Raw genomic sequence first — 23,253 nt, 5'->3', positions numbered from 1 at the left:
GGCGGGGCCGGCGGGTCGCGCCCGGGGCGGCGGGAGGGTGCGGCAGTTCTGCCGGAGGGCGCGACAGGCCGTTCAGGCGGGGAGATCGGCGGTGACCAGCCGGGCGTACGTGCCGCCCGCCGCCGTCAGGGAGTCGTGGTCGCCGACCGCTTCGATCCGCCCGGCGTCCAGAACGGCGATGCGGTCGGCGTCCCGTACGGCGGCCAGCCGGTGGGCCACCACCAGACAGGTGCGGCCGCGGGTCGCCTCCCGCAGGGAGCGGGTGATGAGGGCTTCCCCCCGCTCGTCGACCGCGCTGGTCGCCTCGTCCAGGACGAGCACCCGCGCGTCCGAGAGCAGCGCCCGGGCCAGGGCAAGCCGTTGGCGCTGACCGCCGGAGAGGGTCGCGCCGCGCTCGCCGAGCACCGTCTCGTACCCCAGGGGCAGGGCCGTGATCTCGTCGTGGACGCCCGCGGCGCGGCAGGCGGCGACGAGCTGGTCGGCCGTCGCCCCGGGCCGGGCGAGCCGCAGGTTGTCGGCGACGGTGGCGTGGAAGAGGAACGTCTCCTGGGAGACGACCGCGATGCCGCGCCGCAGGTCCTCCAGGGGGAGGTCGCGCACGTCCCGGCCGGCGATCCGTACGGTTCCCGCGTCGGGGTCGCGGTGCCGCTGGAGGAGGGCGAGGAGGGTGGACTTGCCGGCGCCGGAGGGGCCGACGATCGCGGTGGTGCGGCCGGCCGGGCAGACGAGGCTCACCCCGCGCAGGGCGGGCCGCCCGGCGCCCGAGTGGCGGAAGTGGACCGCGTCGAACACGATCTCGGGTGCGGGGAGCGGCCGTTCGGCCGGGCGGGCCGGGTGGCGGCCCGTGTCGGCCACGGCGGGTTCGGCGGCGCGCAGGGCGGCGATGCCCTCGGCCGCGGAGACGCCCAGATAGCCCGCGTGCCACTCGCGGGAGAGGTCGCGCAGGGGACGGAAGCACTCGGAGGCGAGCATCAGCAGCAGATAGGTGCGCGGCGCGCCGGCGCCGCCCGTCGCGGCGGACGCGCAGGCGAGCAGGACGGCCGCGGCCGTGCCCGCCTGGATGGCGAGGTCGGTGAGCGCGGTGTCGACGAGGGAGACGCGGAGCTTGGCGACGGTGGCGCGGTGGAGGGCGGCCGAGCGGCGTTCGAGGAGGGCGCGCCGCCGCGGCACGGCCCCGGCCGCGCGCAGGGCCGGCATGTGCTGGAGCGCCTCCAGATAGTCGGCGGCGAGGTGCTCGTAGCTGTCCCAGTGCTCCGCGCCCCGCCCGGCCAGGGCCCGGTCCCAGAGCCGGGGGGCGGCCAGCGCGAGGGCCGTGGCGGCGGTCAGCGCGAGCGCGGCGAGCGGGTCGAGGAAGGCGACGGCCAGCAGCAGGGCGGGGGTGAGGGCGCACACCACGGCGAGCTGTGGCAGATAGCGCGACAGATAGGCGTTCACGCCCTCCACGCCGTCGACGACGGTGGCGCGGACGGCCCCCGAGCGCGCGCCGGTGTGCCGGCCGGCGCGGTGGGCGGGGCCCAGGCGGCCGAGGTGGGCGAGGAGTTCGTCGCGCAGCCGGACCCGGATCTCGGCGCCGGCGTCGGCCGCCGCGGTCCGCTGGCGGACGGTGAGCGCGGCCCGCGCGAGCAGTACGGCGACCACGGCCCCGAGCAGGGCGGGCAGTCGGTCCGTACGGCGGGTGGCGAGGTCGGCCAGCGCCGCGGCGGCCGTGTCGTCGAGGTGGCGCGCCAGCAGGTCCGTGACCGCCGCCGGCTGTTCGACGGGCGTCAGATGCGCCGCCCCCGGGACCAGCGCGAATCCGGCGTCCCGGATGCCCGCGACCAGTTCCCGCGCGTCGGCCGGGGGCGTCACCCGGTCCTCCGCGCCCACGAGCACGAGCGTCGGAACGGCGATCCGGCCCAGCTCGGCGCGGGCGTCGAAGGCGGCGAGCGCCTCGCAGGAGGCGGCGTAGCAGCCCGGGTCGGTGCTGCGCACCATCTGCACGGACCAGTCGACGATCGCGGGCTGTGCGGCGGCAAAGGTGGGGGTGAACCAACGGTCGGTGACGGCCCGGGCCACGGGGTCGAGCCCGCCGGCCCGTACGGTCGCGGCCCGCTGCCGGTACTCGTCCGCGCCGCCGTGCCGGGCGGCCGTGGCGACCAGCGCCAGCGAGGCGACGCGCTCGGGGCGGAGCAGGGCGAGTTCCACCCCGATCGCCCCGCCGAGGGAGCAGCCGGCGTAGTCCCAGCGCTCGATGCCCAGCTCGTCGAGGGTGGCGAGCAGCCGGTTGGCGAGCTCGGCGACGGTGTCGGCGGGGTTGGCGGGGGCGCCGCCGTGACCGGGGAGGTCGTACCGCAGGACGCGCCGATTCCGGACGAGGCGGGGTATTTGGCGGTCCCACATGTGCCATGTCGTACCGAGGGCCGGCCCCAGAACCAGGACCGGGGCGTCTTCCGGCCCGTCAAAGCGGTATTGCAGGGTGTTCGACGGTGTCTCACTCACGCCCCAGACGCTCTCACGTCTCACGGACGCCCCTATAACGCGGGGGTGCTAGATACCGGTCTGACCAGGTTAAAGACCTCGCGGGCTGCGTATCGCTTGAGGCATCGGATGATCTCACGTCGGGTCTTGCCCTCCTGGGTGCGGCGTTCGTAGTACGCCTGGGTGCGCGGGTCGTGGCGCAGGCGGGTGAAGACGATGCGGTGCAAGGCCGCGTTCGCCTGACGGTCGCCGCCGTAGTTGAGCCGACGCGTGCGCCGCCGGCCCGAGGAGTACTCGATGGGGCTGACTCCGCAAAGGGCAGCAAAGGACGCCTCGGTGTTCAGCCGGTCGGGGTTGTCTCCCATGGTGATCAGGAGAGTGACGGCGCTGTCCGGGCCGATGCCCACCGGTTCGAGCAGTTGTGGGGCGTGGCGTTCGACGAGCCGGGTCAGGCGCTGGTTCAGCTCGTCGATCTGCTCGATGCGCTCGGCGAGCATGCGCAACTTCAGATGGGTGGCCTGGGCCACCGCGTCCTCGTCTCCCCCACCGCGTGTGGGGCGAGGCGCGCGCAGGTGCGGATCAGCTCGCGGTTGCCCAGGCTGGACAGCTGTTCCCGCAGGGCGGGGTCGGCGATGACCAGGACCGCCTTGAGCTGGTTGATCGCCTGGGTACGGGCCTTGACCGCGGAGTCCTTGGCGAGTTTGAACATCCGGGCGCTGTGGACCGGACCGTCGCCGGACTTGGCCCGGGCCCGGGCGCGGCCGCTGAGCACGGCTCGAGCGGCGGCCTGCGCGTCGAGCGGGTCCGACTTCCCCAGCAGCCGGCGGGCCGCGCGGTCGGGCCGATTCACCTCGTACACCTGGACCTGCTGCGCCAGCAGGTAGCGGGACAGGCCCGCGCCGAAGGTGCCGGTGCCCTCCACACCGGCCCGGCCCACCGTCCCCCGTTCACGGGCCCACACGAGCAGCTGCCGGTAGCCGGCTACCGTCGCCGGAAAGGACTCGGTGCCCAGGACCTTCCCCAGCGGGGACACCACGGCGGCGACGTGAACCTCGCCGTGCGTGTCAACACCCAGCACGACCTCACGCCGAACGGAAGGATCCGTACTGGGGGAAGTGCTGTGCTGTCTGGTCGTCATGGTGGTTCGCCTCCTGCGTGGTGACATGCTGGGTGGATGGCACCGGCCTGCTCGGGCGGTCTGAACCGTGATGGCGCCTGAAACTCGGCAAGGCCCCTATAGGGACACGCCCTGTGGCTCGGTGACAGCAGACACCATCCCGCAACAACAGTCGACAAGCCTGTGACTGGACACTTCGGTCAAAGATCTCAAGAGTCAGACCTCCGTCCGGGACGGCACTGCGCAACCGTCCTATCGATCCCGGCGCAACGGCATGACCCGACCACAGCCGGGTGACTTCGTCCGAACCGGCGCTCAACCTGGCCTGGACGGGCTGACGCAGAGTCGACTTCTCGCCCAATCGTGACCGGCATTGACAGACAGCCTGCGGACCCGCCTCACCAGCAGCCCTTCATCGGCCGTTGCACGAACGGCCTCGAGCCCTCCTGTTGCTTGACGGCTGTCCCGAAGTCATGTCGTGGAGGCCCCGAGGAGTTACGCCCTAGCAGCCCGGCAAGAGCCGTCACCCAGTCGGAAGTCGAGTTCGTAGAAGCAGGCGTCGAGCAGCTGCTCCTCGATAGCAGGCGCACGGCCAGTGAAAGCACATAGGGCAATCACCTACCCGGATCCGCGCCTTCGAGTACCGCGGAGGGGGATGGTCATACGGATGCCCGCCCCGACTGCTGAATGACGCCTGGCGGCCCAAGGCGGTCGGTGCCGTGGCGGCCTGTTGAGGGCCTGTGCTGTTCGGTCGGCATTGCTGGGCCTGCCGATCTCACCGACCAGGTCCTCCCTGACCTCCCCGGCCGTGTGAATGTGCGGTGAACACGGCCAGGAAGGTAACGCTTGTACGGAGAAGAGTTGAGGCCGGTCCTGAGCGGACGTGGCTGGACAAGTCAGCCGTACCACGGCGGCCTCCAGCTCCCGCCGACTGTGAGGCTAACGGTGTCTCACTAACACGGCGACTGCGGCTACGGCGGTGGCCCTATCTCCCCGCACCACCGCAGGTGTGAAGGGCCCCGCCAGGATCGGTCTCCGCCGTGCCCGCCCCGGCACCGCGGGCACCGAGACACGCTGCCTCCACCTCGCTGCGGGCCTGCGGGCCTACCACTCCCTCAACGTCCCGACGGGCTCTCCTGATGACTTCCTGACTCGTCCACGCGTCGATTCCGCGACGCCCTCCCTTTCATTCCGCCGCGTATGTCAGGGACTTGAGCGTCACAAGGTCCCGGCCGCTGCCTGCACCCCTCCGGACTGACACCACTCAACGTGCAGAGCTTCCCGCACCTGTTCGTGCGCCCCTTCCAAACCACCGCCGACCGAAGAACGACGGCAGCATGCCTCCACACCGTGCCACGGCCAGCCTGCCCAGGACCTAGCTGGTCACTGTGCGCGCCCCTGGCCGGATCCACCGAAGTGGCTGCAGTTAAATCTGATTGCCTCCCCGCTCGAAGACAGCACAGCACAGCGGCACCAGCCGTTCAATGGTCTCGTTGACCAGCGCCGATACCCCTTAGCGCACGATTTGGCGAAGTTGTTCCCAGCAAACCACGCAGCAACAGCGCCGCGTACCATCCGCGTACCGTCGCCTCAGCAGCCGGACTTGTTTTACCCATCGCCACCAGTGCCGTAGCGTCAGCCGACATCGGCGCTGGCTCAGCATTCAGTGCCCTGCTGGCCTACCGCCGCGCAGAAGCGCTGAACCGTCCGGGTGAGTTGGACTCGCTGGCGGTGCCATCGGATGAGCCAGCTTCGCGAGGGCTTGCCTCGCTCGCCGTCGGACATACATGTTGTTGGCCTGCTGGGCGAGCTCTTCCGCCTCGAGCAGTAGAGGATAGGCGTTCTCCGCGCTGTCTAGCTGGGCGTGGGCTTCACCCAGGTCGGTCAGGATGTATGCCATACCGAGAGTGTCGCCGACGGCTTGAGCCCTCTGGAAGGCTGAGCTGAACGCGGCGGCGGCAGCAGCCAGGTTGGCTTCGCGGACGTAGATCCGCGCGAGATCGCAGTGGGCCTCGGCTTGTCCCCGGAGATCGTCACTCTGCTCGAAGAGGTCGAGTGACTGGCGCAGCGACTCAGTGGCCCGCGCGAGCTCGCCACCATGGGTTTGTGCCCGCCCTAGATTCAGCCACAGGCCGGCGCGGGCCCGCTTGTTGGTCGGCCGCAGGGCGAAACCCTCCTCGCAGGCTGCCTGGGCAGCAGTCAGATCGCCTCGCAGACGGCATGCGTCGCTAAGCAGAATCATGACAACGGCTTGGCCTTCGCTGTCACCGAGGCGGCTGAAGATCTCGGCCGACTGGCGCAGGTGGGTTTCGGCTTCGAGGTGGTCTCTGAGGACGAGCGCGCGATAACCCAGCGAGTGCAGCAGTACGGCCTCGCCGTACTCGATGCCCGCCGAGCGGACCGCGGACAGGGCCCTCATGTGCGTGGTGAGCCAAAGATCAAAGTAGCCACCAGCCTCCATGGCTGTCTGCGGTGCGACCGCAAGTTCCCAGCAGGCTTCGTACAGGCAAACCTCGGCGGAGCGTTGCACCATCTGGGAGATTTCCGGAAGGCGAGCCGTGAACCAGTCGGTGGCCGATCCCGCGATCCGCAGCACGGAGTCCGCCGGGGTCCACCGGACAGTGCTGCCGGCCAGAGCGCGCTGATGAGGTCCATGCATGGCGACGTAGGCGGTGTCCGCAAGGGCCAACCGGGCGCCCAAGGCGCGGTTCAGCCCAGTGCGCAGCTCGGCCAGATCGCCATCGGTCGTCGCTCGCTCCCGCGCGTAGGCCAAGACCAGGTCATGGACCCGGCAGTGGATGTACGGGACGGTCCCGGTGACAGTCAGCAGGTGGGTCGCGGCAAGTTCGTCCAGAAGCGAGGTGACATGACCGAGTGTGCTGTCTGCTAGGGCAGCGGCGGTCCAAGCGCTGATCTCCCCAACGCCGAGATAGCCGATCATCCGCATCAGGGTTTGGGCATCCGGAGAGAGGAGCTGATAACCGAGCTCGAAGCACTTGCGGACATCCCGGCCGTCGACGTTGAGCACCGAAAGCCGCTGGTCAATGTCCGCGAGCCTGTCAGCAAGGTGACTCAGGTTCCAGTGAGGGTGGGTGACGAGCCTGGCACAGGCCAGATCCAATGCCAAGGGCATGCCGCCGCACAGCTCGATCAATCGCTTGAGCGCGGCGGGTGCACCGCCGTGGTGGTCGACGTCTACCCGACTGCTGATCAGCTCGCTTGCCTCGTCGTGGCTCATCGGGCCCATCATGATGTGCTCACCGCCAATGCCGGGCATCGGATTGCGACTCGTCACGATCACCGCGCAGCCCGGCTCCCCGGGAAGCAGCGGCAACACTTGTGCCGAGGTCGCAGCATCGTCGAGCACGACGAGCAGCTGCCTTCCGGCGATGGCGGCACGGAACACCTCGGCTTTGGCGTCGACCGTCGCCGGGATCTCAGAGATGCCTAGAAGTGTGAGAAACCGAGCGAGGACGTCCCCCGCGCTCGCCGGTTGAGGCTGCGCGCCGGCCAGGTGAGCGTAGAGCTGGCCGTCCGGGAAGTGGCCCTTCATGCGATAGGCCGCCTCGATGGCCAGAGTGGTCTTGCCGTAGCCCCCCGGTCCGCTGATGACTGCGACCGGCAGATACCCACGATTCGTGGTCAGCGTGCGCTGTATGAGGGCAAGCTGCTCGGCACGGCCAATCACCCCATGAGGGCGGGCCGGCAGGTTTGCCGGGGACCGGTCGGCGGGAGCGGGTGGCGGGACCAACGCGGGTCCAACCACAACAGACTCAATCGACCTGTCCGAAGCTGATTCCTGTAGCTCCGGGTCCATATTAAGAATGCGCAGTTGAAGTTGGCTGAGCTGCGGTGAAGGTTCGATGCCGAATTCGCTGCGAACCTGGTTACGGTAGGTCGCGTAGACCTCTAATGCCTCAGTCGTGCGGCCGGATCGGAACAGCGCCTTCATCAACAGGCCACGCAGAGCTTCCCGTTTGGGGTGCTTCTCGGCGAGCTGGTACAATTCACCGACCAGATCATGGTGCCTGCCGAGTTCCAGATCTGCGCTGAGCTTTCGCTCGAGCGCAACCAGCCGCATCTCCTCCCACCCTGAGGCGGCTGACCGGAACACAGCGTTGTTCAGCCCAGCCAGGGCCGGTCCGCGCCACAGGCTCAGCGCCTCAGACAGCGTCCGTGTTTTCTCCAGGGCGTCCTGCCGCTCGGCCTTACGGACCAGCGCACGGAAGCGGTAGGCGTCGATGTCATCAAGGGCAGCGGAGATCATGTAGCCACCGGGGCAGGTCTCAATGAGGTCTCTTTGCTCTCCGAGCGCTTGCCGTAGCAGTTTGGCGGCGGTTTTCGGCGTGCTACGGACGCTGTCGGGTAGCTCCGTGCCGTAGAACGCCTCCACCAGATCTTGAGTTGGCACGACCTCACGCGGATCCAACAACAGCCTTGCCAGCAAGGTTCGTGGCCGCCGTCCTCCCAGCTTCACCTCGGTCCCGTCACTTGCCCAGGCGACGACAGGCCCCAAGATGCCGAATCTCAAGGCGACGCTCCTCTCCGCAGTACGTGCTCCTGACGCCACACAACGGGAGACTGCGGGCCATGGTAGGCACATCCACTTGCTGTGACGATCGGTTTCAGCCGCCATGCAGACACCGGAGAGACACCGCGCAGACACTCCCCAACCACAGGGGGCCACCGGACGGACATCCATCTTCCCGGGCGAACTCGTAGCGTGGGCCGCACGTCGAAGCCAAGGGGCGGAAGAATGGACGCAGTCTCTCTATTTCCGAGCTTTCGCGAGGTAGCCGATGAGGCTCAATCGGCGCTCGCAGGTCTCCCGCTGGACGCGTTGACAGAGCTGGGGATCCTGCAGCCCATCGAGAACTACTATCTGATCGGCACTTATCCTCCGCTCAAGGCCATGGGCGCCGTGGACCCCATGGATTTCCTGCCGCAGGCCACCAGTTCCTGCAACGTGTATCTGCACATCCCCTTCTGCGAGCAGCGCTGCACTTTCTGTCACTTCGCGAAGGAGATCCTCCCGGAGGACCAGCGCGTCGAACGCTACCTTCACGCGTTACGCGAGGATCTCTCCATGGTGGGGAGCCTGGCCGGTCACCCGTCCGCGGACACCGTCTACTTCGGTGGTGGCACGCCCTCGTACCTGAACGCCGGCCAGATAGGCGAAGTTTTCCGTAGCCTGCGCAGTGCGGTCGGGGTGACCCCTATGACCGAGATGACCTTCGAGCTCCATCCCAGTGTCATCGACGCGCCTGACTATGTGGATCGCCTCGACGCCATCGCGGAGGCGGGAGTGAACCGCTGGGTGTTCGGCGTCCAGTCGATGGAAGACCAGATCCTACGCAAGCTCAACCGCGGCCACACCGCGGCGGACGTGCACCGTCTGCTGGGGATGCTGTCCGATCGTGGGGTGGACAACCTCTCAGTCGATCTCATCTTCGGCCTGCCGTACCAGAACCTCCAGAACTGGTACACGACCATCCGCAGCCTGGTCTCGGCAGGGGTGACAAAATTCAACATCTTCCCCCTGATGTTCAAGCAGGCCGATCCGATCTCCGCGCACTACCGGAAGAATCCCGAGATCTTCCCGGGTAACCGGGACCGGCTGCTCATGCATTTCGCGACCGAGGCGATCATGAAAAGCATCAGATTCCGCCGCGGCCCGCTGTTCTACTACGCGCAGGACCAGCATCACCACTCTCGCCAACAGGAGAGCAAGTTCGACTCCATCGAGGACATCAATCTCCTGCCCTTCGGCGTCTCCGGATTCGGTTACGTCGGCCACACCCAGTACTACAACGAGTGCACAGTCGGCTCTTACATGGACGCCGTCGAGAGCGGACGCCCGCCGGTGTGGCGCGGTGTCCGGCTCAACGCCGAGGAGCGCATGCGCCGCGCCGTCATGTTCGCCCTGCGGTCCAGTGGCGTACATCGCGAGGAGTTCCGCAAGAGGTACGGCGTCGACCCCGTCGAGCGGTTCGGTGCCGAACTCAGCCCCTTTGTCGATCACGGACTGCTGGGCGTCAGCGACACCCACATCTGGGTGACTGACCGAGGAGCCCCGTTCGCAGACAGCATCGCCATCAAGCTCGCCAGCGAGGCAGTACGCGCGCGGATTCGCTCCACCAACCTGTCGATCACTGACCTCAAGCACGACCCCCTGGATCGCTACGACTTCTCGCCCATCGAGCGCGACCCCGTCGGTGCCGGCGTCTCACCGGCGATGGGCCGCCGCTTGCCAAGAGCGCACTGAACATCGTCGGATCAAGCCGCCCCTGCTCGTCCGCACTGAACCTGACCCACTCGGCTGTGCACAGACGACGTGGCCGTCACGAATTAGAGGCTGTTTCAGTTGGTGTGATCTTGCGGCAGTCTGGGGTGATGACTGCTGCGCTTGTCGAGCGGATGGTGCCGGAGGGCCGGGATGTACCTGGAACCAATTGCCACCGGGCTTCGGGCCGTCGGGGGTGACCACCTTTCGCCGGTTCACCGAGTGGACCGAGGCCCGGGTTCACAGCCATCGCCGCAACCCTGATATGCCACCGCAGACTCACCGACTGAAATAGCTCTAAGCGATCTGAACCGTCGCGATAGGAGATTCATGGATAGTGCACACTCTTCGTCCCCACCTGCTGCCGCACTCCTCACCGCGGCGAAGGTGCCCTTCACCGTGCACCGGCACGTTGAGATCCGCACCGGCGCAGACATCCGGGCATGTACCGCGTTCACTGAGAAGGACATCGAGAAGTCGTTAAAGACGGTGGCCTTCAGTGTCGGCCCCGATCGCCTTGCGCTGGCAGCCGTTCCAGGCCCGGCCCGCATCCGCTACGGTCGACTGGCGTCCGTGCTGGGAGTTCCGCGCTCGGCGCTGGCAGCCGCCGATGAGGCAGCGCTGCAAAGGCTGGACATGGAACGCGGCGGGGTCGGCCCCCTGTGCGATGCTCCGGACGTCACCGTGGTTTTCGACGCCGCGGTGCCTCAGATGGGCAGTGTGCTCTGCGGGAGTGGCCGATCGGACTGCACTGTGGAGGCGAGGGCGGCGGACATCGTGCGGATTCCATCGAACAGCATGGTTGCCGACATCACCTCGCCATGAAGAAGCAAGCGCCGTACTTCGGTTGACGCTGGATCGCTCACGGTGTCAGGCCCTTGGTCGCGCGAGTGGTCCGTGCGGACGGCGTCAAGGGCCGTTTTCCCGACAGGACCCGTGCCGAAGGTTCTGGCACGGCGCCCGGCGGTCGGGGCACCGGTCGGGCGCCTACCTTCTTCGGGTGGTGGAGGATGAAACTATGGTGCCCGCTGAGCGTATGCTCGCGTTCGCAGCGGCGTCCCTGCTTGTGATTGTGATCCCGGGACCGAGCGTGCTCTTCGTCGTCGGCCGGGCGCTGGCCCATGGCCGGCGCACAGCTCTGGCAACCGCTTGGGGTAATGTGATCGGCTCCTATCTCCTGGTGGCCTTCGTCGCTCTCGGCCTGGGCTCGCTCGTCGAACGCTCCGCGACCGCCTTCACCGTTGTGAAACTGGCTGGTGCCGCCTACCTGCTCTTCCTGGGCGTGCAGGCATTCCGGCACCGTAAGCAGTTGAGACTGGTGCCTGTGCGTACGGCCGAGCAGTCGCCGCGCGACGTTCTCCGTACAATCGTGGATGGCATCGTGGTGGGCGCCACCAACCCCAAGGGCATCGTCTTCTTCGCTGCCGTGCTTCCGCAGTTCGTCGACCACGGAGCCGGTTCGGTGCCCGCCCAGATGCTCGTTCTGGGGTTGGTTCCTATCGGTATCGGCCTGATCACAGACACGGCCTGGGCCCTGACGGCCTCGGCCGCCCGCACATGGTTCGCCCGATCCGAACGCCGCCTGTCTCTGGTGGGCGGGGCCGGCGGCTTCGCGATGATCAGTTTGGGGCTCCTGGTGGCTACCACCGGCCGCGACTGACCTTCCCAGCAGTGACCGCATCCTCACATGGCCAGCCTTCTCCATACCGAGCGGGCCACCGAAGAGCGCTGACCGAGCCCGCGGCGCGCCGATACCCCGCCGCTCTCCCCGGGACCGGCGGCTCAAGTCCGCTTCTTGCCGTGGTGAGGGCGGATCCACCGGTTCACGGTCGACCCCACCCCTCACACTCTCAGCCCGTGAGACCGCCCCTGCGTTCCCGCGTACGTTCGGCCTGGGTCGTGTCGTCGCCGATGAGGCCAGCGAAGACCAGTGCGCGCGAGCCGTCGAGACTGGCCTTGATCTGGGCCTGGATGATGTCACTGGCCCTGCCGCGGGTTCCGATCCAGCCGTCCTGCACGAGTTGGGTGAAGGTCGTGTTGTCGAGATATCGGGGCACCGTGTGGTAGCCGAACAGCTCACCCCCTTTCGGACCGGTGGCCAGTCCGGGCCGCCCTCGCAGCCACTCGACGTGTTCGCGCGTAAGGTACATCCCGCCGATCAGTGCATCTCCCTTGGGCGCCACTTGTTCGGACTTGCAGAACTTGATCCAGCATGGCTGGTGAACGAAGCGGTAATCGGCCGGCGGATCCTGTTCCAGCCGCATACACGCCTCTTCTACCTGCCTCATGCGCTTAAGCTGGTCGTCAAGATCACCATCCGGCCGATATCCCCACTCGCTGCGCCCGGCTCCGACCTGGGCCATCTTCTTGTACTGAACAAGGATGAAGCTGTCCCGGCTCACATGGTGATAGATCAGGTCGACCCCCAGCGTGTCCTCAGCCGGCAGGCGGTTCACGTTGGCGATGAACAGTTGCTGGTCGCCCTTGTGGAATACACGCTTCGCGAGATGCTCCGCGTCACTTCCGATCCAGTCAGAGAAGCGTTGCGCATCGTGAGCGACGAGGTGGTCCTCGTGCGCCGGATGTCCCGGCAGGGTGGCGAGGACAGGGATTTGATCCCCGCCCTCTTCCGGGAACTTCGCCTCTTCAATGATGCTTCGGTCGAATCCGCCCAGTTGAAGGGCCAGTCCGGTGGCATCTCTCTGCTCCAGGAACAGCTCCCGCACTCTGCCGAGGATCCGGACGCCACCCACCCTTTCCTGCAACTGGGCGATGACCGCGGCCAGATCCGCCCGGAGCGTGGTAAGAGCGTTCAGCAACTCTTCGCCGGACCGCTTCGTCAACACGCCGGACCGGTCGACTGCGTCCCTGTGTCGGAGCGGAAGTTGATCGGACAAATCTTCCATCGGGACCGGAGGCGCGACTCGATGGAGTTGAGTCACCTCTACCACACGCCGGAAGGTCCCGGCGGGGCGACTGCTCCGGGCCTGCCCCACGTATTCGACTCGCGGTCGACCTCTCTCCTGCCCGGTCACCACCAGGACGACATGTCTGCTCTTCCACTCGTCCCGTTCTCCGACTGACTCCCAGCCGGCATCGAGTTGCTCCTGCCGCTTCCGGCTGCCGAGGAACTTGGCCTCGCCTGGGGTACACCGCAGTATCGCCACCATTCGATCACCGTACGCCACCCTTCCTGCGGATTGCCACGACTCGTCGCCAGCATCGGATACTTCGCCAACCCTTGGGAGGGGAGAGGGAAACGGACCTTGGCACTCCGCACCTCATACGGGTGTTCCTGCTCTCTCCGATCGACGCCCGCGACCGCTCTGCCACTCCGTACGACCCGAAGAACAGCAGCTCGTCCAAGAGGTCGAGGATCTGCGAACGGTTCCCGGGCTCGACCGGCCTGGGCGTACGCACGAACCAGCAACCCACCGAACGTGATGGGCACCGGCCCGGCATGTGTCGCGAGGTCGGTGGAGGCCGGCCGCACTCGTCGATGAACCGCCTCACGACGGCCCCTATAACGGGGGGGACGCTGGGGTACCGTCCCGACCAGGTGTGGAAGACCTCTCGGGCGTCCTTCTGCGAGAAGACCGGCGCCGCTCGCCGGAGGCGGTACAGCTCGTCACGACTGCCGATCAGGTATGGGCTCTTTCCCGGATTGCTGCCCGCTGTTCTCCACAGAGGCGCTGGTAGGGCCACCCGCCGACAGCCGCGACTTTCCGTGCAGCCAGTTCCACACGGTCTTGGAGTCGGTGCCCAGCCGTGCGGCTAGCGACACGGTGGACGGCCGCTGCTTCGTGGGCATGCTCCAGTAGGTCTCGCGCAGTTCGCGCACCCGAGCGTCGGATATCTTCACCATGCGGTGGGCTTCGCCGCGTGCATGGTTTGTCCGTGCCTCCGCCTCGGGCTCCAGTTCGCCGGTGGGGCCGCCTGCTTCTTGGCGGCCGGCCCCGCGCAACCAACGGTGAATGGTTCCCCAGTACACGCCATGCCGCTGGGCAAGGACTTCGAGCTTAGGCCGCTTCCCGTGAGGAGCGTTCCAGTATTCCTCCCGCAATGCCCTGACCTCCCGGTTAGGCACTTTGGTTGCGAAGTGGTCATCTCCCCGGTCGTACTTGCCCTGCGCCAGACGATCATGCATGTTCTGCTTTTGTGTCCCCAGCTTGAGATGGTGCGGGTTACAGCAGCCCGGATTACTGCCTCCAGGACACAGATGCCGAACAACAAGATCACTGTCGATACGTGCCAGGGTCAGACCGTGGTGCAGGACATAAGCGACCCGGGCAGCCTGCGTGTGGCGACCTTCCCAATACACGAAGCCGTATCCGAAGTCATGACGACTCGCCGCCATCCAGGGCCAGCACACGGCATCGCCGCCGCTGCGGTCGATCTTCCGCCAGAACTCCGCCTCGAGTGCCTTTCGTGCCAGCTCTTTCAGGTCGCCGCTCATCACCCTCCACCCGCCGGGAGGCGGTGGAGTCAAGGTTCGCACCGCGTGGGGGCCAGGCCGGTCCCGATGGAGGCGGAAGCGGTCTGTCATGTTGTCGCGCTGCGAGCCAACCGTCAGGTGTGCCGGATTGCAGCAGGGGGGATTGGCGCATAGATGCCGAACGAGCCTGTGTGCGGGAAGGTTCGAGGCCAAGCCATGAGCCAGCACATACGCAACCCGATGGGCACTTACGGTACCGATCAGAGTCCGTCCGGCGTAGTACTGGCCGTAGCCGTCGATATTGAGCGGGCCGAGGAAGGGCCAGCACTCAGCCTCGCCCGGTGACGTGTCCATTGATGTCCAGAACTGTGCCTCCCGCAAGGCTCTGCGCTCTGGTGTCTCTGCGCTGCCGCGGTAGGTGCGCGGTCGTGGTAGCGGCAGGGACGTAGGCCGGGGAAGGTGACGGTAGCTCCGGCCCCCGACGATGCCGTCGATCACAGCACGCGATACACCCAGTTCATCTGCAGCCTCCGCCCTCGTGACGTGGCCGCCGGCGATGGACTGTAGTACCCACTGGGCTTGTTGGTCGTTCAAGGAGCGCTGGTTGCGTGGCACATCCGGACGGTACAAGGAGGCACTGACAACGCACGCCAGGAATACACGGACTCCTCTCCCAACGAGTGCAATCGCAAAGTAGGCGCATTCTGGAAGCGTCACAGGAACACGGACCGCATGAAGCGCCAGCCGCATCGTGCGCGCCAGCGCAGCCGATCTCAGACGAAGCCGCACCGGAGCGACGCTCCGATGCGCTTCGTCGTCTCACGGCTCGACTCAAAGTCCCGTCAGGACGCACTCCGGCGGGGCCTCGCCGTATCACTCGCCTATCACACAGCCATCACCAACTGGGCGGCCCCTCCCGGACCAGAAGGCCCTGACCGGGTATTTCGTGCCCGCGCTGGACCGGCGTAGACACCCCCGGACGGTCTTTACAACCTGTGCCATGTCGCACCGAGGGCCGGCCCCAGAACCAGGACCGGGGCGTCTTCCGGCCCGTCACACCGGCACTGCAGGGCTTCAGTCGTCGTCTCGCTCACTCGTTCACACTCGCACATCTCACAAAATCTCACCGATGGGGGTAGTGGCCCCGACCGAGCCACCCCGGCGCTCCGCCGCGGACCGGGGGTCGCCCCCGCCCGGGTGGCCGGCCACCCGGGGCCAAGGCGGCGCGGGCATCGTACAGGCGTACGCGACGAGAGCCGCTTCGGTGGCGCGGCCGGCCCCGATCGCGCTGGGGTTCCCGGTCGTCAGACGACCGTGGTCAGGACCTTCTCGGTACTGACGGTCGGGAGGGGGGTGGTGGCCGTGGCGGCGCGGCGGCCATAGAGGTTGTTGGCGACGACGGCGGCGAGGGTGAGGGCGACGCCGGCCAGTTCGGCGGCGGTGGGCCGGTGGCCACGGACGGCTTCGATGGCGAAGGAGGTGATGGGAACCAGGTTGATGAACAGGACCCCGTTGGCCGGGCCGAGGGTGCGGGTGGCGTGGTTGAAGGCGAGGATCGCGACGGCGGTGGCCGGCACGGCCATGTAGAGGATCTGCCACCAACTGGCGGCGTAGTCGGCGGGGCCGGGGGTCGGGATGAGGCCGAAGGCGCCGGCGGCGAGCGTGACGATCGCGATGGTGAGGGTGCCCAGGACGCTGGTGACGGCGGTGTAGCGCAGGACGGAGAAGGCGGGGAAGCCGGCGGCACCGGTGGTGTAGACGACCCAGCCGATGACGCCGAGGAGGATGGAGAGACCGCCGATGCCGATGCCTCCGGTGAAGACGACGAGCGGGTTGCCGTTGCCCAGGACCATCGCGACGCCGGTCAGGGCGAGCAGGACCAGGCCGAGGGTGACGCCGGCCGGGCGCTTCCCGGTGCGGGCCCACATCACCATGACGGTGATGGCGGGCATCGCGGCCATGATCAGGGAGGCGGTGGGCGCCGGGGTGGACTCCAGGCCGACGTAGGTGAGCAGGTTGAACGCGGCGAACCCGAGCGAGCCCAGGCCCCAGAGCTGGAGGAACTCGCCGTCGGTCCGCAGCGCTGCACGGCCCTCCACGATCAGAAGGGCGATCACGAAGATCGCGGAGCCGAGGGCGAAGCGGGCCAGGGTGAGGTGGAAGGGGTCGACGTGGCCGAAGGCGGACTTGGCGACGGTGAACATGCCGCCGAAGGCGAGGGCGGTGGACAGGCCCCCGGCGGCTGCGGCGGCGGTCTTCATTTCGGCCATGCGGGCCTCCCGGTGGTGCGGTGGGGCGAGTTCGCCGGCGCTGGCGTCGCCAGAATGTTCGCTCGTTGGCGAAACGCCCGCCTCAACACCCTGCGTCGGGAGGAACTCGATGCCCGCTTCCCGGGCCTGTTCGACTCCGTCCTCAGCGCCGTCGAGCGGACCGAGCCACCCCTCCCGTCCACCTGAGGGGCCGGAGGACCGGGCGCGGAGATCTTCCCGGCCGGTCGCGGGTCCTGGCCCGCGCCGTGAACTTCCGAACGGCAGTACGGCCGTACGACATCTGTTCACCTGTCGTGGACACCCCTAAGCTGAGCGGCCTTCGCGTTCTCGGGAGGTCTCGTGAACGGTCTCCGTGGCGGTCCACGCGCGCTTGTCATCTGTCTGGTGATCGCGTGTGCCGCGGTGGTGTCGCCGGCCGCGGCCGCGGCACCGGGTTGGTCGGCGCTGTCGGTGCCGGCGGCGGCAGCGCCGGCGTACGTGTCCGATCTCGCCGCCCGCGGGCCGGGCGAGGCGTGGGCGACCGGATTCGAGCAGGCCGCCGATGGACAGCGGCCGCTGCTGTACCGGTGGGACGGCGCGGCCTGGAGCCGGGACACCACCTTCCCCGGCGCCGGTGAGCCGGGCCTGCTCCGCGATGTGCAGTTCGTCGGCGAGGAAGTGTGGATCTTCCGCAACCGCGAGGGGGCGGGCGAGATCCTGCGCCGGTCGGCGAGCGGGTGGAGCGTCGTCCCGCTGCCGCGGACCCTGTGGACGTACCAGGACTTCACCGCCGTACCGGGTGCCGCGTGGGTGGTCGGTGAGGACAGCACCGGGCTGAAGGTGTTGCGCTACGACGGTTCCCGCTGGACCGAACCGCCCGCCCCGGACGGCGTGCCGTTCCTCATGGGGATCACCGCGCGTACGGCCACCGACGTCTGGGCCTGGGGGGACACCAGCGCCGGGACCACCATTCTGCGCTGGGACGGCACGGGGTGGCGGGACGCGAAGGTGCCGCTGCCGCCGAACAGCACCGTGCACACGATCATGTTCGAACCGTCCGGCCGGGTCACGATCGGCGGCAGCCGGCACACCGACGGCGAGGCCCCCCGCGCGTATCTCATGACCTGGAACGGGCATGCCTGGCACACCGCCCACCCACCGCTGGGCGACGCCTCCACCGAGGCCATGGTCCGCGGCCCGGACGGCGCGCTGTGGCTGCCGGTGCGCAGCGACCGCGCGTTCCAGTCGAAGTACGCGCGGGTGAACGGCTCCCGCGCCACCTTCTCGTACGGCCCGGAGCGCGAGGGCGCGATCGACGTCCGACCGCGCGCGGTGGCGACCGTCGGGTCCTCGCTGCTGTCCTTCGGGACCGTCGAGATCTACGGCTCGAAACCCAACGTGATGAGCGAGCGGCTGGGAGGCTGACCATGGCACGCCGACTTCTCGCCGCGGCCCTCGCGGTCGCCATGACCGTCCTGGCCCTCGTGGGCTCGGCCGCGGCGGAAACCCCGTCCTGGCAGCGCGTTCCGGTGCCGGCGGAGGTACGTCCGCAGGCCGGGCTGAACGAGGCCGTGGCGTTGGGGCCCGACCAGGCGTGGGCGGTGGGCACCGACGCCGTCGGCCGCGAGGCGCCGGGCTTCCCGCTGGTGCTGCGCTGGGACGGAAGGGCGTGGCAGCGCCAGCGCCTGCCCGGGATCGGCTGGCAGGGCGAGCTGCTGTCCATCGCCGCGCCCTCGCCGACCGCGGTCTGGGCCGTCGGCCGCGATGCGGCGGGCGGCGCGCGCCTGCTCCGCTTCGACGGCATCGCCTGGTACGAGAGACAGCCGCCGCGCGGTGTCGTGCTGACCGAAGCCGTCACCGGCGGTGGGGAGACCTGGCTGATCGGTTCGCGGGACGACGCGCCGGTCCTGCTGCGCTGGGACGGGCGCGGCTGGCAGGACGTGCCGGTGCCGCCGGGAGTCGTGTACGGCCTGCACATCCTGGCGGCCGACGACGTCTGGGCCGCGGGCGCCACCAACGCGGGGGCGGCCGTGTCGCACTGGGACGGGCAGGCGTGGCAGCAGACGATCGTGCACGGGTTCCCGCGGGCGGGCGTGGGCAGCGTGCTGGCGGTCTCGCCGACGGAGGTGTGGGCGGGTGGCTCGGCCGGGTTCATCGGCGGCCCGCCGGGCCGGCCGATTCCGCCGCTGCTGGTCCGCTTCGACGGGACGGCGTGGAGCCGGGTGACCCTGCCCACCGACTTCGGCGGGATCAGCTCCCTGGCGCCCGCCCCGTCCGGCGCGCTGGGCTGGGTCGCGGTGGCCCGCTCGCAGAAGTGGGGCCCGCCGGGCAGCCAACCGCCGTTGGTCCCGGGGCCGGATTTCCTCGCCTGGAACGGACAGTCGTTCACCGAGTACAGCGAACCGGCGGTGGCCGGGGAGGGCGACTCCCGGGCGCTGTGGCTGGCGTCGGTGCCGGGCGCGGCGACGGTGTGGGCGGTCGGCCGCGCCGACGGCCCCGAGGGCACGTTCGCCCCGCGCATCCTGCGGTTCGGCTGAGCCCGCGCATCCTGCGGTTCGGCCGAGATGACGCGTCCCGCGGGTCGGCCGAGCCCACGCGTCCCGCGGTTCGGTCGAGATGACGAACGGGGCTCCGTCCGCGCCGGACGGAGCCCCTCGCGCTCCGAGCTACCTGGCGCGTGCGAGCAGCACCCAGATCCCGACGATCCCCGCACCCGCCACCGCTCCCAGGAGGAAACTCGGCACACCCTCGGTGTACCGGACAAGCACCCCGGAGAGGGCGATGGCTCCACCGAGCAGGGCCACGTATGCGTATCGCTGAGTCGTCATGTGCCGTCCGGGCCGCGCCGGCAAGCCGTGCTCGGCCCCCGGGCGTACCGACTCTCCCCTCACGTTGATGCGCGGCGCGCGGTGGCGTACCGCTGCTGCCGCCGGTCGCGGGCGAACAGGCGTTCCCTGCCGCCTTGTCCGATTACATCAGGTCATGCCCGGATGGCGTGCGATAGGGGTGGCTCCGCTCCCTACCCGCCGTCCACCAGCGCGGCCACCAGGCGCGTCATGGCGGGCCGCGGGTCGGGGGCGCCGGGCCAACCGGTCATCAGCAGATGATGGGCGGTGCCCACGACGGCGAGGGCCACGGTGTCCGGGTCGACAGTCTCCGCCACTCGGCCGAGGTCCCGCTCGGCCTCCAGATAGCCGGCGATGGCCTCCTGGATCGCGGCGAAGCCGGGCGCCCCGGCCTCCAGGGCCTCGCGGACGCGCAGCGTGGCGGCGGGGCGGGTCATGGCCAGACCCGAGATGGCGGGGCCGCCGGAGTCGAACAGCGCGAGGGCGACGGCCTCGAGGTTGCCCGCCACCGCGCCCTGTCCGGCGAGCCCCGACAGTGCCCGCGCCTTCGCCGCCGTCCGCGCGAACCGGTCGAGACACAGTTCGGCGACGAACTCGTCGAGGCCCGCGAAGTGGGCGTGCAGCAGCCCCTTGGCGCAGCCCGCCTCGGTCGTGACGGACCGGCTGGTGAGCGCGCCGGGGCCGTCCCTCTCCACGACGCGCTCGGCGGCCTTGAACAGCCGCTCGCGTACGTCCGGTGTCGCCACTCCGCGCGGTGACATGGGCCCCTCTTCCGTTCCGTTCCGCCTTCGCCGCCCTTGAGGCGGCCCACCCCCTGCACCTTAACGGGGGTCACCGGTCGGCGGGGTTGCCAGTATGGGCGCGCGCCCATACTGTTTGGGCGCACGCCCATACTTGCTCGCCCACCCCAGGAGGCGCTCGTGCCGGACATCGTCAACACCGCGCAGGCACAGGCATGGAACGGTCCGGAAGGGGCCCACTGGGCCCGCCACCAGGACCGCTGGAACGCCGTGAACGAGGGCTTCAACGAGCCGCTCCTCGACGCCGCCGGAATCGCCGGGGACCACCGGACCCTCGACGTCGGCTGCGGCTCGGGGCAGACCACGCGCCTCGCCGCGCTCAGGGCGCCCCGGGGCCACGCGCTGGGTCTCGACCTGTCCGGCCCGATGCTGGCCGAGGGCCGTGCCCGCGCCGAGCGGGAGGGCGTGGCCAACGTTTCCTTCGTGCGAGGTGACGCGCAGGCGCACCCCTTCGACGCGGGCGCCTTCGATGCGGCGATCAGTCGCTACGGGGTGATGTTCTTCGCCGACCCCATAGCGGCCTTCGGCAACATCGGCCGGGCGCTGCGGCCCGGCGGGCGCCTGGCATTCGTCTGCCCGGCGGACGGCCCGCTCAACGACTGGGTCGTGGCGATGACGTCACTGCGCGACTTCCTGCCGGTCGGCGACTTCGGGCGGACGGGATCGCCCGGCATGTTCTCCCTGGCCTCGCCGGACCGCATCCGCGAGATCCTCACCGCGGCCGGCTTCACCGGCATCGCCGTGGACCGCGCCGAGGCGTACGGGGCATGGGGGCGCGGAGCCGCCGACGCGGCGGAGTTCCTGCTGCGGACGGGTCCCGGCCGCCACCTGATGGAGCGGGCCGACGCGACCGTACGGGCCCGCGCCCGCCGCGCCCTGACGGACCACCTGCGCGGTTACGAGGCGGCGGACGGCACGGTCCGGCTGCGCAGCACGTCGTGGCTGGTCACGGCGGGCCGCCCGACCGGCTGACGCCCACCGGACAGGCCCTTGGCGCGTGGTCGTGACCTTCTCCGGGCTCGCGCCGGTTCCGTTTCGGCCGCGACTGCGGCCACGCACGCGCCGGACCGGCGCCCACCGCCTCACCTGTCACCTGTCACCCGGGCTCGCCCCACGGGAGGGCGTTCGGGAGGACGTTCGGGAGCTCCGCTCCAAGCGCGCGAGGGCCGCCGGAACGCCGAGGAGGGCGACGAGGACGACAAGGGCGCCGATCCAGGCCAGGGTGGTGACATCGGCGCCGGCGTCGAGCAACCGCGAACCCGACCAGGAGCCCAGGGCGTTGCCCAGGTTGAAGGCCGAGGTGTTGGCGGCCAGGGCCAGGGCGGAACCGCCGCCCGCGGCGCCGAGGACCCAGGACTGGAGCGGGGGCACGAGGGCACCGGAGGCCAGGCCGATCAGGAAGACCGCGACCGGCACGACGACCCGGGACTCGGCGGCGAAGGAGAGCACCGACAAGGTCGCGGCCAGCAGGGCCAGCATGCCGACGAGGGTGCCGCGCAGCGTGCGGTCGGCCAGCTTGCCGCCGAGGGCGTTGCCGACGAAGCCGCCGAAGCCGAAGACGAAGAGGAGGATCGTCGCGGCGCCGGCACCGAAGCCGGTGACGTTCCGCAGGAGCGGTGAGATGTAGCTGTACAGCAGGAACCAGCCGGCCTGGGAGACCGCGGTGACGGCCAGCGCGCACAGGACCTGGCCGCGGCGCAGGATGCCGAGTTCGGCGCGCGGGGATTCGCCCTGGCCGCGGTCGAGGTGAGTGGGGATCAGCAAGGCCAGGGCCAGGAAGCCCATCGCCGCCGCCCCGGCGACGCACCAGAAGGTGGCCCGCCATCCCCACTGCTCGCCGATGGCTGTGCCGATGGGACCGCCCAGCACGGTGGCCAGGCCCAGCCCGCCGGCGACCCAGGCGATGGCCGAGGCCCGGCGATCGGGCGGGGAGAGGCGTACGGCGATGAGGACGCAGACCGCGGCGAAGGTGCTGTGGGTGAGGGCACCGAGCGTACGGGCGGCGACGAGCAGGCCGAACGAGGGAGCGAGGGCGCCCAGGACGTTGGCCGCGGCGAAGATCAGCAGCAGGGCGAGGGCCAGCGCCTTGGGGGCGACGCGCGAGGTCATGACCGTGACGATCGGCCCGCCGATCGCGACGGCGATGGCATAGGCGCTCAGCAACTGGCCGGCGGTGCCCACCGACACGTGCAGGTCGTCGGAGACGTTGAGCAGCAGGCCGATGAGAGCGAACTCGGCCGAGCAGAGGGCGAACACCGACAGCGACAGGGCCGCGAGTGCCGCGACGGGAAAGGCCGGGCGCGCCGGCTCGGCGGCGCCTAAGGCCCCCTGTCGCGCGCTCCGGTTGGTCGGTGTCGTGGATGAGGCCGACAAGGCTCTACCTCCTTGCCCGGGGCCGCGGAGAAGACACGCGGGAGCCGGGAGTCGTCATCGATATACGTCGTTACGCCATGTGTCGTATCGACCTATGATCGACTCTAGCCCTATGCTGTTCGACCATGTCAAGCATGTTGGACCTCGCCATCCTGGGCTTTCTCCACGAAGAGCCCCTGCACGGCTACGAACTGCGCACCCGGGTCGCGCGGTTGACCGGGCACGTCCGCGCGATCAGCCACGGCACGCTGTACCCGGCGATCAGGCGCATGGAGAAGGCCGGCCTGCTGGTGCGGGAGTCCCAACCCGGCGCGGCGGCGGCGCCCCGGCACATGCTGACCCTGACACCGGAGGGCCGTCAGGTGCTGCTCGGGCAACTCCGCGAACCGGCCGACCCCTTCATCACCGACGAGAACCGCTGGTTCACCCTGCTGGCCTTCCTGCGCCATCTCCCCGACCGGCACGCCCAGGCGGAGGTGCTGCGCAGGCGGCGCACTTTCCTTCGGGAACCGAGCAGCTTCTTCTACAGCGGTGACCGTCCCCTCGGCATCCCGGACGTGGACGACCCGTTCCGGCGAGGGGTCCTCACGATCGCGAGGGCCACGTCCGAAGCGGAACTCGCGTGGCTCGACGCCACCATCGCCGACCTCGACCCGGCCTGACGCCCTCCTGCGCGGCCTTCCCCGCGGAGCG

General features: G+C 69.3%; 16 protein-coding genes and 3 pseudogenes. 9 read left to right on the top strand and 10 right to left on the bottom strand.

The window, feature by feature from the left end:
* Positions 1-72 precede the first annotated feature (72 nt).
* From ACSNOD_RS04565 to ACSNOD_RS04555, 3 genes and pseudogenes are all read right to left on the bottom strand, one after another.
* Positions 73-2,379 carry an alpha/beta fold hydrolase gene (locus tag ACSNOD_RS04565; protein ID WP_436765406.1) on the bottom strand — a complete coding sequence of 769 codons (2,307 nt, stop codon included), beginning with the start codon at positions 2,377-2,379 and terminating at the stop codon, positions 73-75.
* A gap of 131 nt (positions 2,380-2,510) precedes the next feature.
* Positions 2,511-3,595 (bottom strand): annotated as a pseudogene (locus ACSNOD_RS04560) (IS110 family transposase).
* 1,642 nt (positions 3,596-5,237) lie between these two features.
* Positions 5,238-8,105, bottom strand: coding sequence for a BTAD domain-containing putative transcriptional regulator (locus tag ACSNOD_RS04555; RefSeq protein WP_436765405.1), 2,868 nt, complete (start codon positions 8,103-8,105; stop codon positions 5,238-5,240).
* A 225-nt stretch (positions 8,106-8,330) separates the two neighbouring features.
* Here ACSNOD_RS04555 and ACSNOD_RS04550 point away from each other — a divergent pair, with 225 nt between their 5' ends.
* From ACSNOD_RS04550 to ACSNOD_RS04535, 4 genes and pseudogenes are all read left to right on the top strand, one after another.
* Positions 8,331-9,839 carry a coproporphyrinogen-III oxidase family protein gene (locus ACSNOD_RS04550; RefSeq protein WP_436765404.1) on the top strand — a complete coding sequence of 503 codons (1,509 nt, stop codon included), beginning with the start codon at positions 8,331-8,333 and terminating at the stop codon, positions 9,837-9,839.
* 169 nt (positions 9,840-10,008) lie between these two features.
* Positions 10,009-10,098: pseudogene (locus ACSNOD_RS04545) on the top strand (IS5/IS1182 family transposase); the annotation flags it as partial.
* A gap of 89 nt (positions 10,099-10,187) precedes the next feature.
* Positions 10,188-10,682 (top strand): YbaK/EbsC family protein, encoded by a 495-nt coding sequence (locus ACSNOD_RS04540; RefSeq protein WP_436765403.1) that lies wholly within the window; start codon positions 10,188-10,190, stop codon positions 10,680-10,682.
* 193 nt (positions 10,683-10,875) lie between these two features.
* Positions 10,876-11,517 carry a LysE family translocator gene (locus ACSNOD_RS04535; protein ID WP_436765409.1) on the top strand — a complete coding sequence of 214 codons (642 nt, stop codon included), beginning with the start codon at positions 10,876-10,878 and terminating at the stop codon, positions 11,515-11,517.
* A gap of 190 nt (positions 11,518-11,707) precedes the next feature.
* Here the strand turns inward: ACSNOD_RS04535 and ACSNOD_RS04530 are convergent, their stop codons facing one another.
* From ACSNOD_RS04530 to ACSNOD_RS04515, 4 genes and pseudogenes are all read right to left on the bottom strand, one after another.
* The gene (locus ACSNOD_RS04530; protein WP_436765402.1) at positions 11,708-12,703 is read right to left on the bottom strand and encodes a hypothetical protein; all 996 of its coding nucleotides are present in this window, start codon (positions 12,701-12,703) and stop codon (positions 11,708-11,710) included.
* 782 nt (positions 12,704-13,485) lie between these two features.
* Positions 13,486-14,313 (bottom strand): hypothetical protein, encoded by an 828-nt coding sequence (locus ACSNOD_RS04525; protein ID WP_436765410.1) that lies wholly within the window; start codon positions 14,311-14,313, stop codon positions 13,486-13,488.
* A gap of 99 nt (positions 14,314-14,412) precedes the next feature.
* A pseudogene (locus ACSNOD_RS04520) lies at positions 14,413-14,646 on the bottom strand (HNH endonuclease); the annotation flags it as partial.
* Positions 14,647-15,596: 950 nt separating this feature from the next.
* Entirely contained in the window at positions 15,597-16,562 is a 966-nt protein-coding gene (locus ACSNOD_RS04515; protein WP_436765401.1) for a DMT family transporter, read from the bottom strand.
* Positions 16,563-16,616: 54 nt separating this feature from the next.
* Here ACSNOD_RS04515 and ACSNOD_RS04510 point away from each other — a divergent pair, with 54 nt between their 5' ends.
* From ACSNOD_RS04510 to ACSNOD_RS04500, 3 genes are all read left to right on the top strand, one after another.
* The gene (locus ACSNOD_RS04510) at positions 16,617-16,748 is read left to right on the top strand and encodes a hypothetical protein (protein WP_436765400.1); all 132 of its coding nucleotides are present in this window, start codon (positions 16,617-16,619) and stop codon (positions 16,746-16,748) included.
* A 153-nt stretch (positions 16,749-16,901) separates the two neighbouring features.
* Complete coding sequence (locus ACSNOD_RS04505; protein WP_436765399.1) at positions 16,902-17,966, top strand: hypothetical protein; 1,065 nt, start codon at positions 16,902-16,904, stop codon at positions 17,964-17,966.
* Between the two features lie 2 nt (positions 17,967-17,968).
* Positions 17,969-19,078, top strand: coding sequence for a hypothetical protein (locus tag ACSNOD_RS04500; RefSeq protein ID WP_436765398.1), 1,110 nt, complete (start codon positions 17,969-17,971; stop codon positions 19,076-19,078).
* A 129-nt stretch (positions 19,079-19,207) separates the two neighbouring features.
* Here the strand turns inward: ACSNOD_RS04500 and ACSNOD_RS04495 are convergent, their stop codons facing one another.
* A complete protein-coding gene (locus ACSNOD_RS04495; protein WP_436765397.1) occupies positions 19,208-19,369 on the bottom strand; it encodes a hypothetical protein in 162 nt (53 codons plus the stop codon).
* A gap of 191 nt (positions 19,370-19,560) precedes the next feature.
* Entirely contained in the window at positions 19,561-20,148 is a 588-nt protein-coding gene (locus ACSNOD_RS04490; protein WP_436765396.1) for a TetR family transcriptional regulator, read from the bottom strand.
* 159 nt (positions 20,149-20,307) lie between these two features.
* Here ACSNOD_RS04490 and ACSNOD_RS04485 point away from each other — a divergent pair, with 159 nt between their 5' ends.
* A complete protein-coding gene (locus tag ACSNOD_RS04485) occupies positions 20,308-21,159 on the top strand; it encodes a class I SAM-dependent methyltransferase (RefSeq protein WP_436765395.1) in 852 nt (283 codons plus the stop codon).
* 117 nt (positions 21,160-21,276) lie between these two features.
* Here ACSNOD_RS04485 and ACSNOD_RS04480 read toward each other — a convergent pair whose 3' ends face one another.
* Positions 21,277-22,560 carry an MFS transporter gene (locus tag ACSNOD_RS04480; protein WP_436765394.1) on the bottom strand — a complete coding sequence of 428 codons (1,284 nt, stop codon included), beginning with the start codon at positions 22,558-22,560 and terminating at the stop codon, positions 21,277-21,279.
* A gap of 125 nt (positions 22,561-22,685) precedes the next feature.
* Here ACSNOD_RS04480 and ACSNOD_RS04475 point away from each other — a divergent pair, with 125 nt between their 5' ends.
* A complete protein-coding gene (locus tag ACSNOD_RS04475) occupies positions 22,686-23,222 on the top strand; it encodes a PadR family transcriptional regulator (RefSeq protein ID WP_436765393.1) in 537 nt (178 codons plus the stop codon).
* The last annotated feature ends 31 nt before the right edge of the window (positions 23,223-23,253 follow it).

This window comes from Streptomyces sp. URMC 123 (genome assembly GCF_051386515.1).
Classification (GTDB): domain Bacteria; phylum Actinomycetota; class Actinomycetes; order Streptomycetales; family Streptomycetaceae; genus Streptomyces.
Note: the sequence above shows the minus strand (reverse complement) of the source record. Positions and strands in the feature narration are given on the sequence as shown.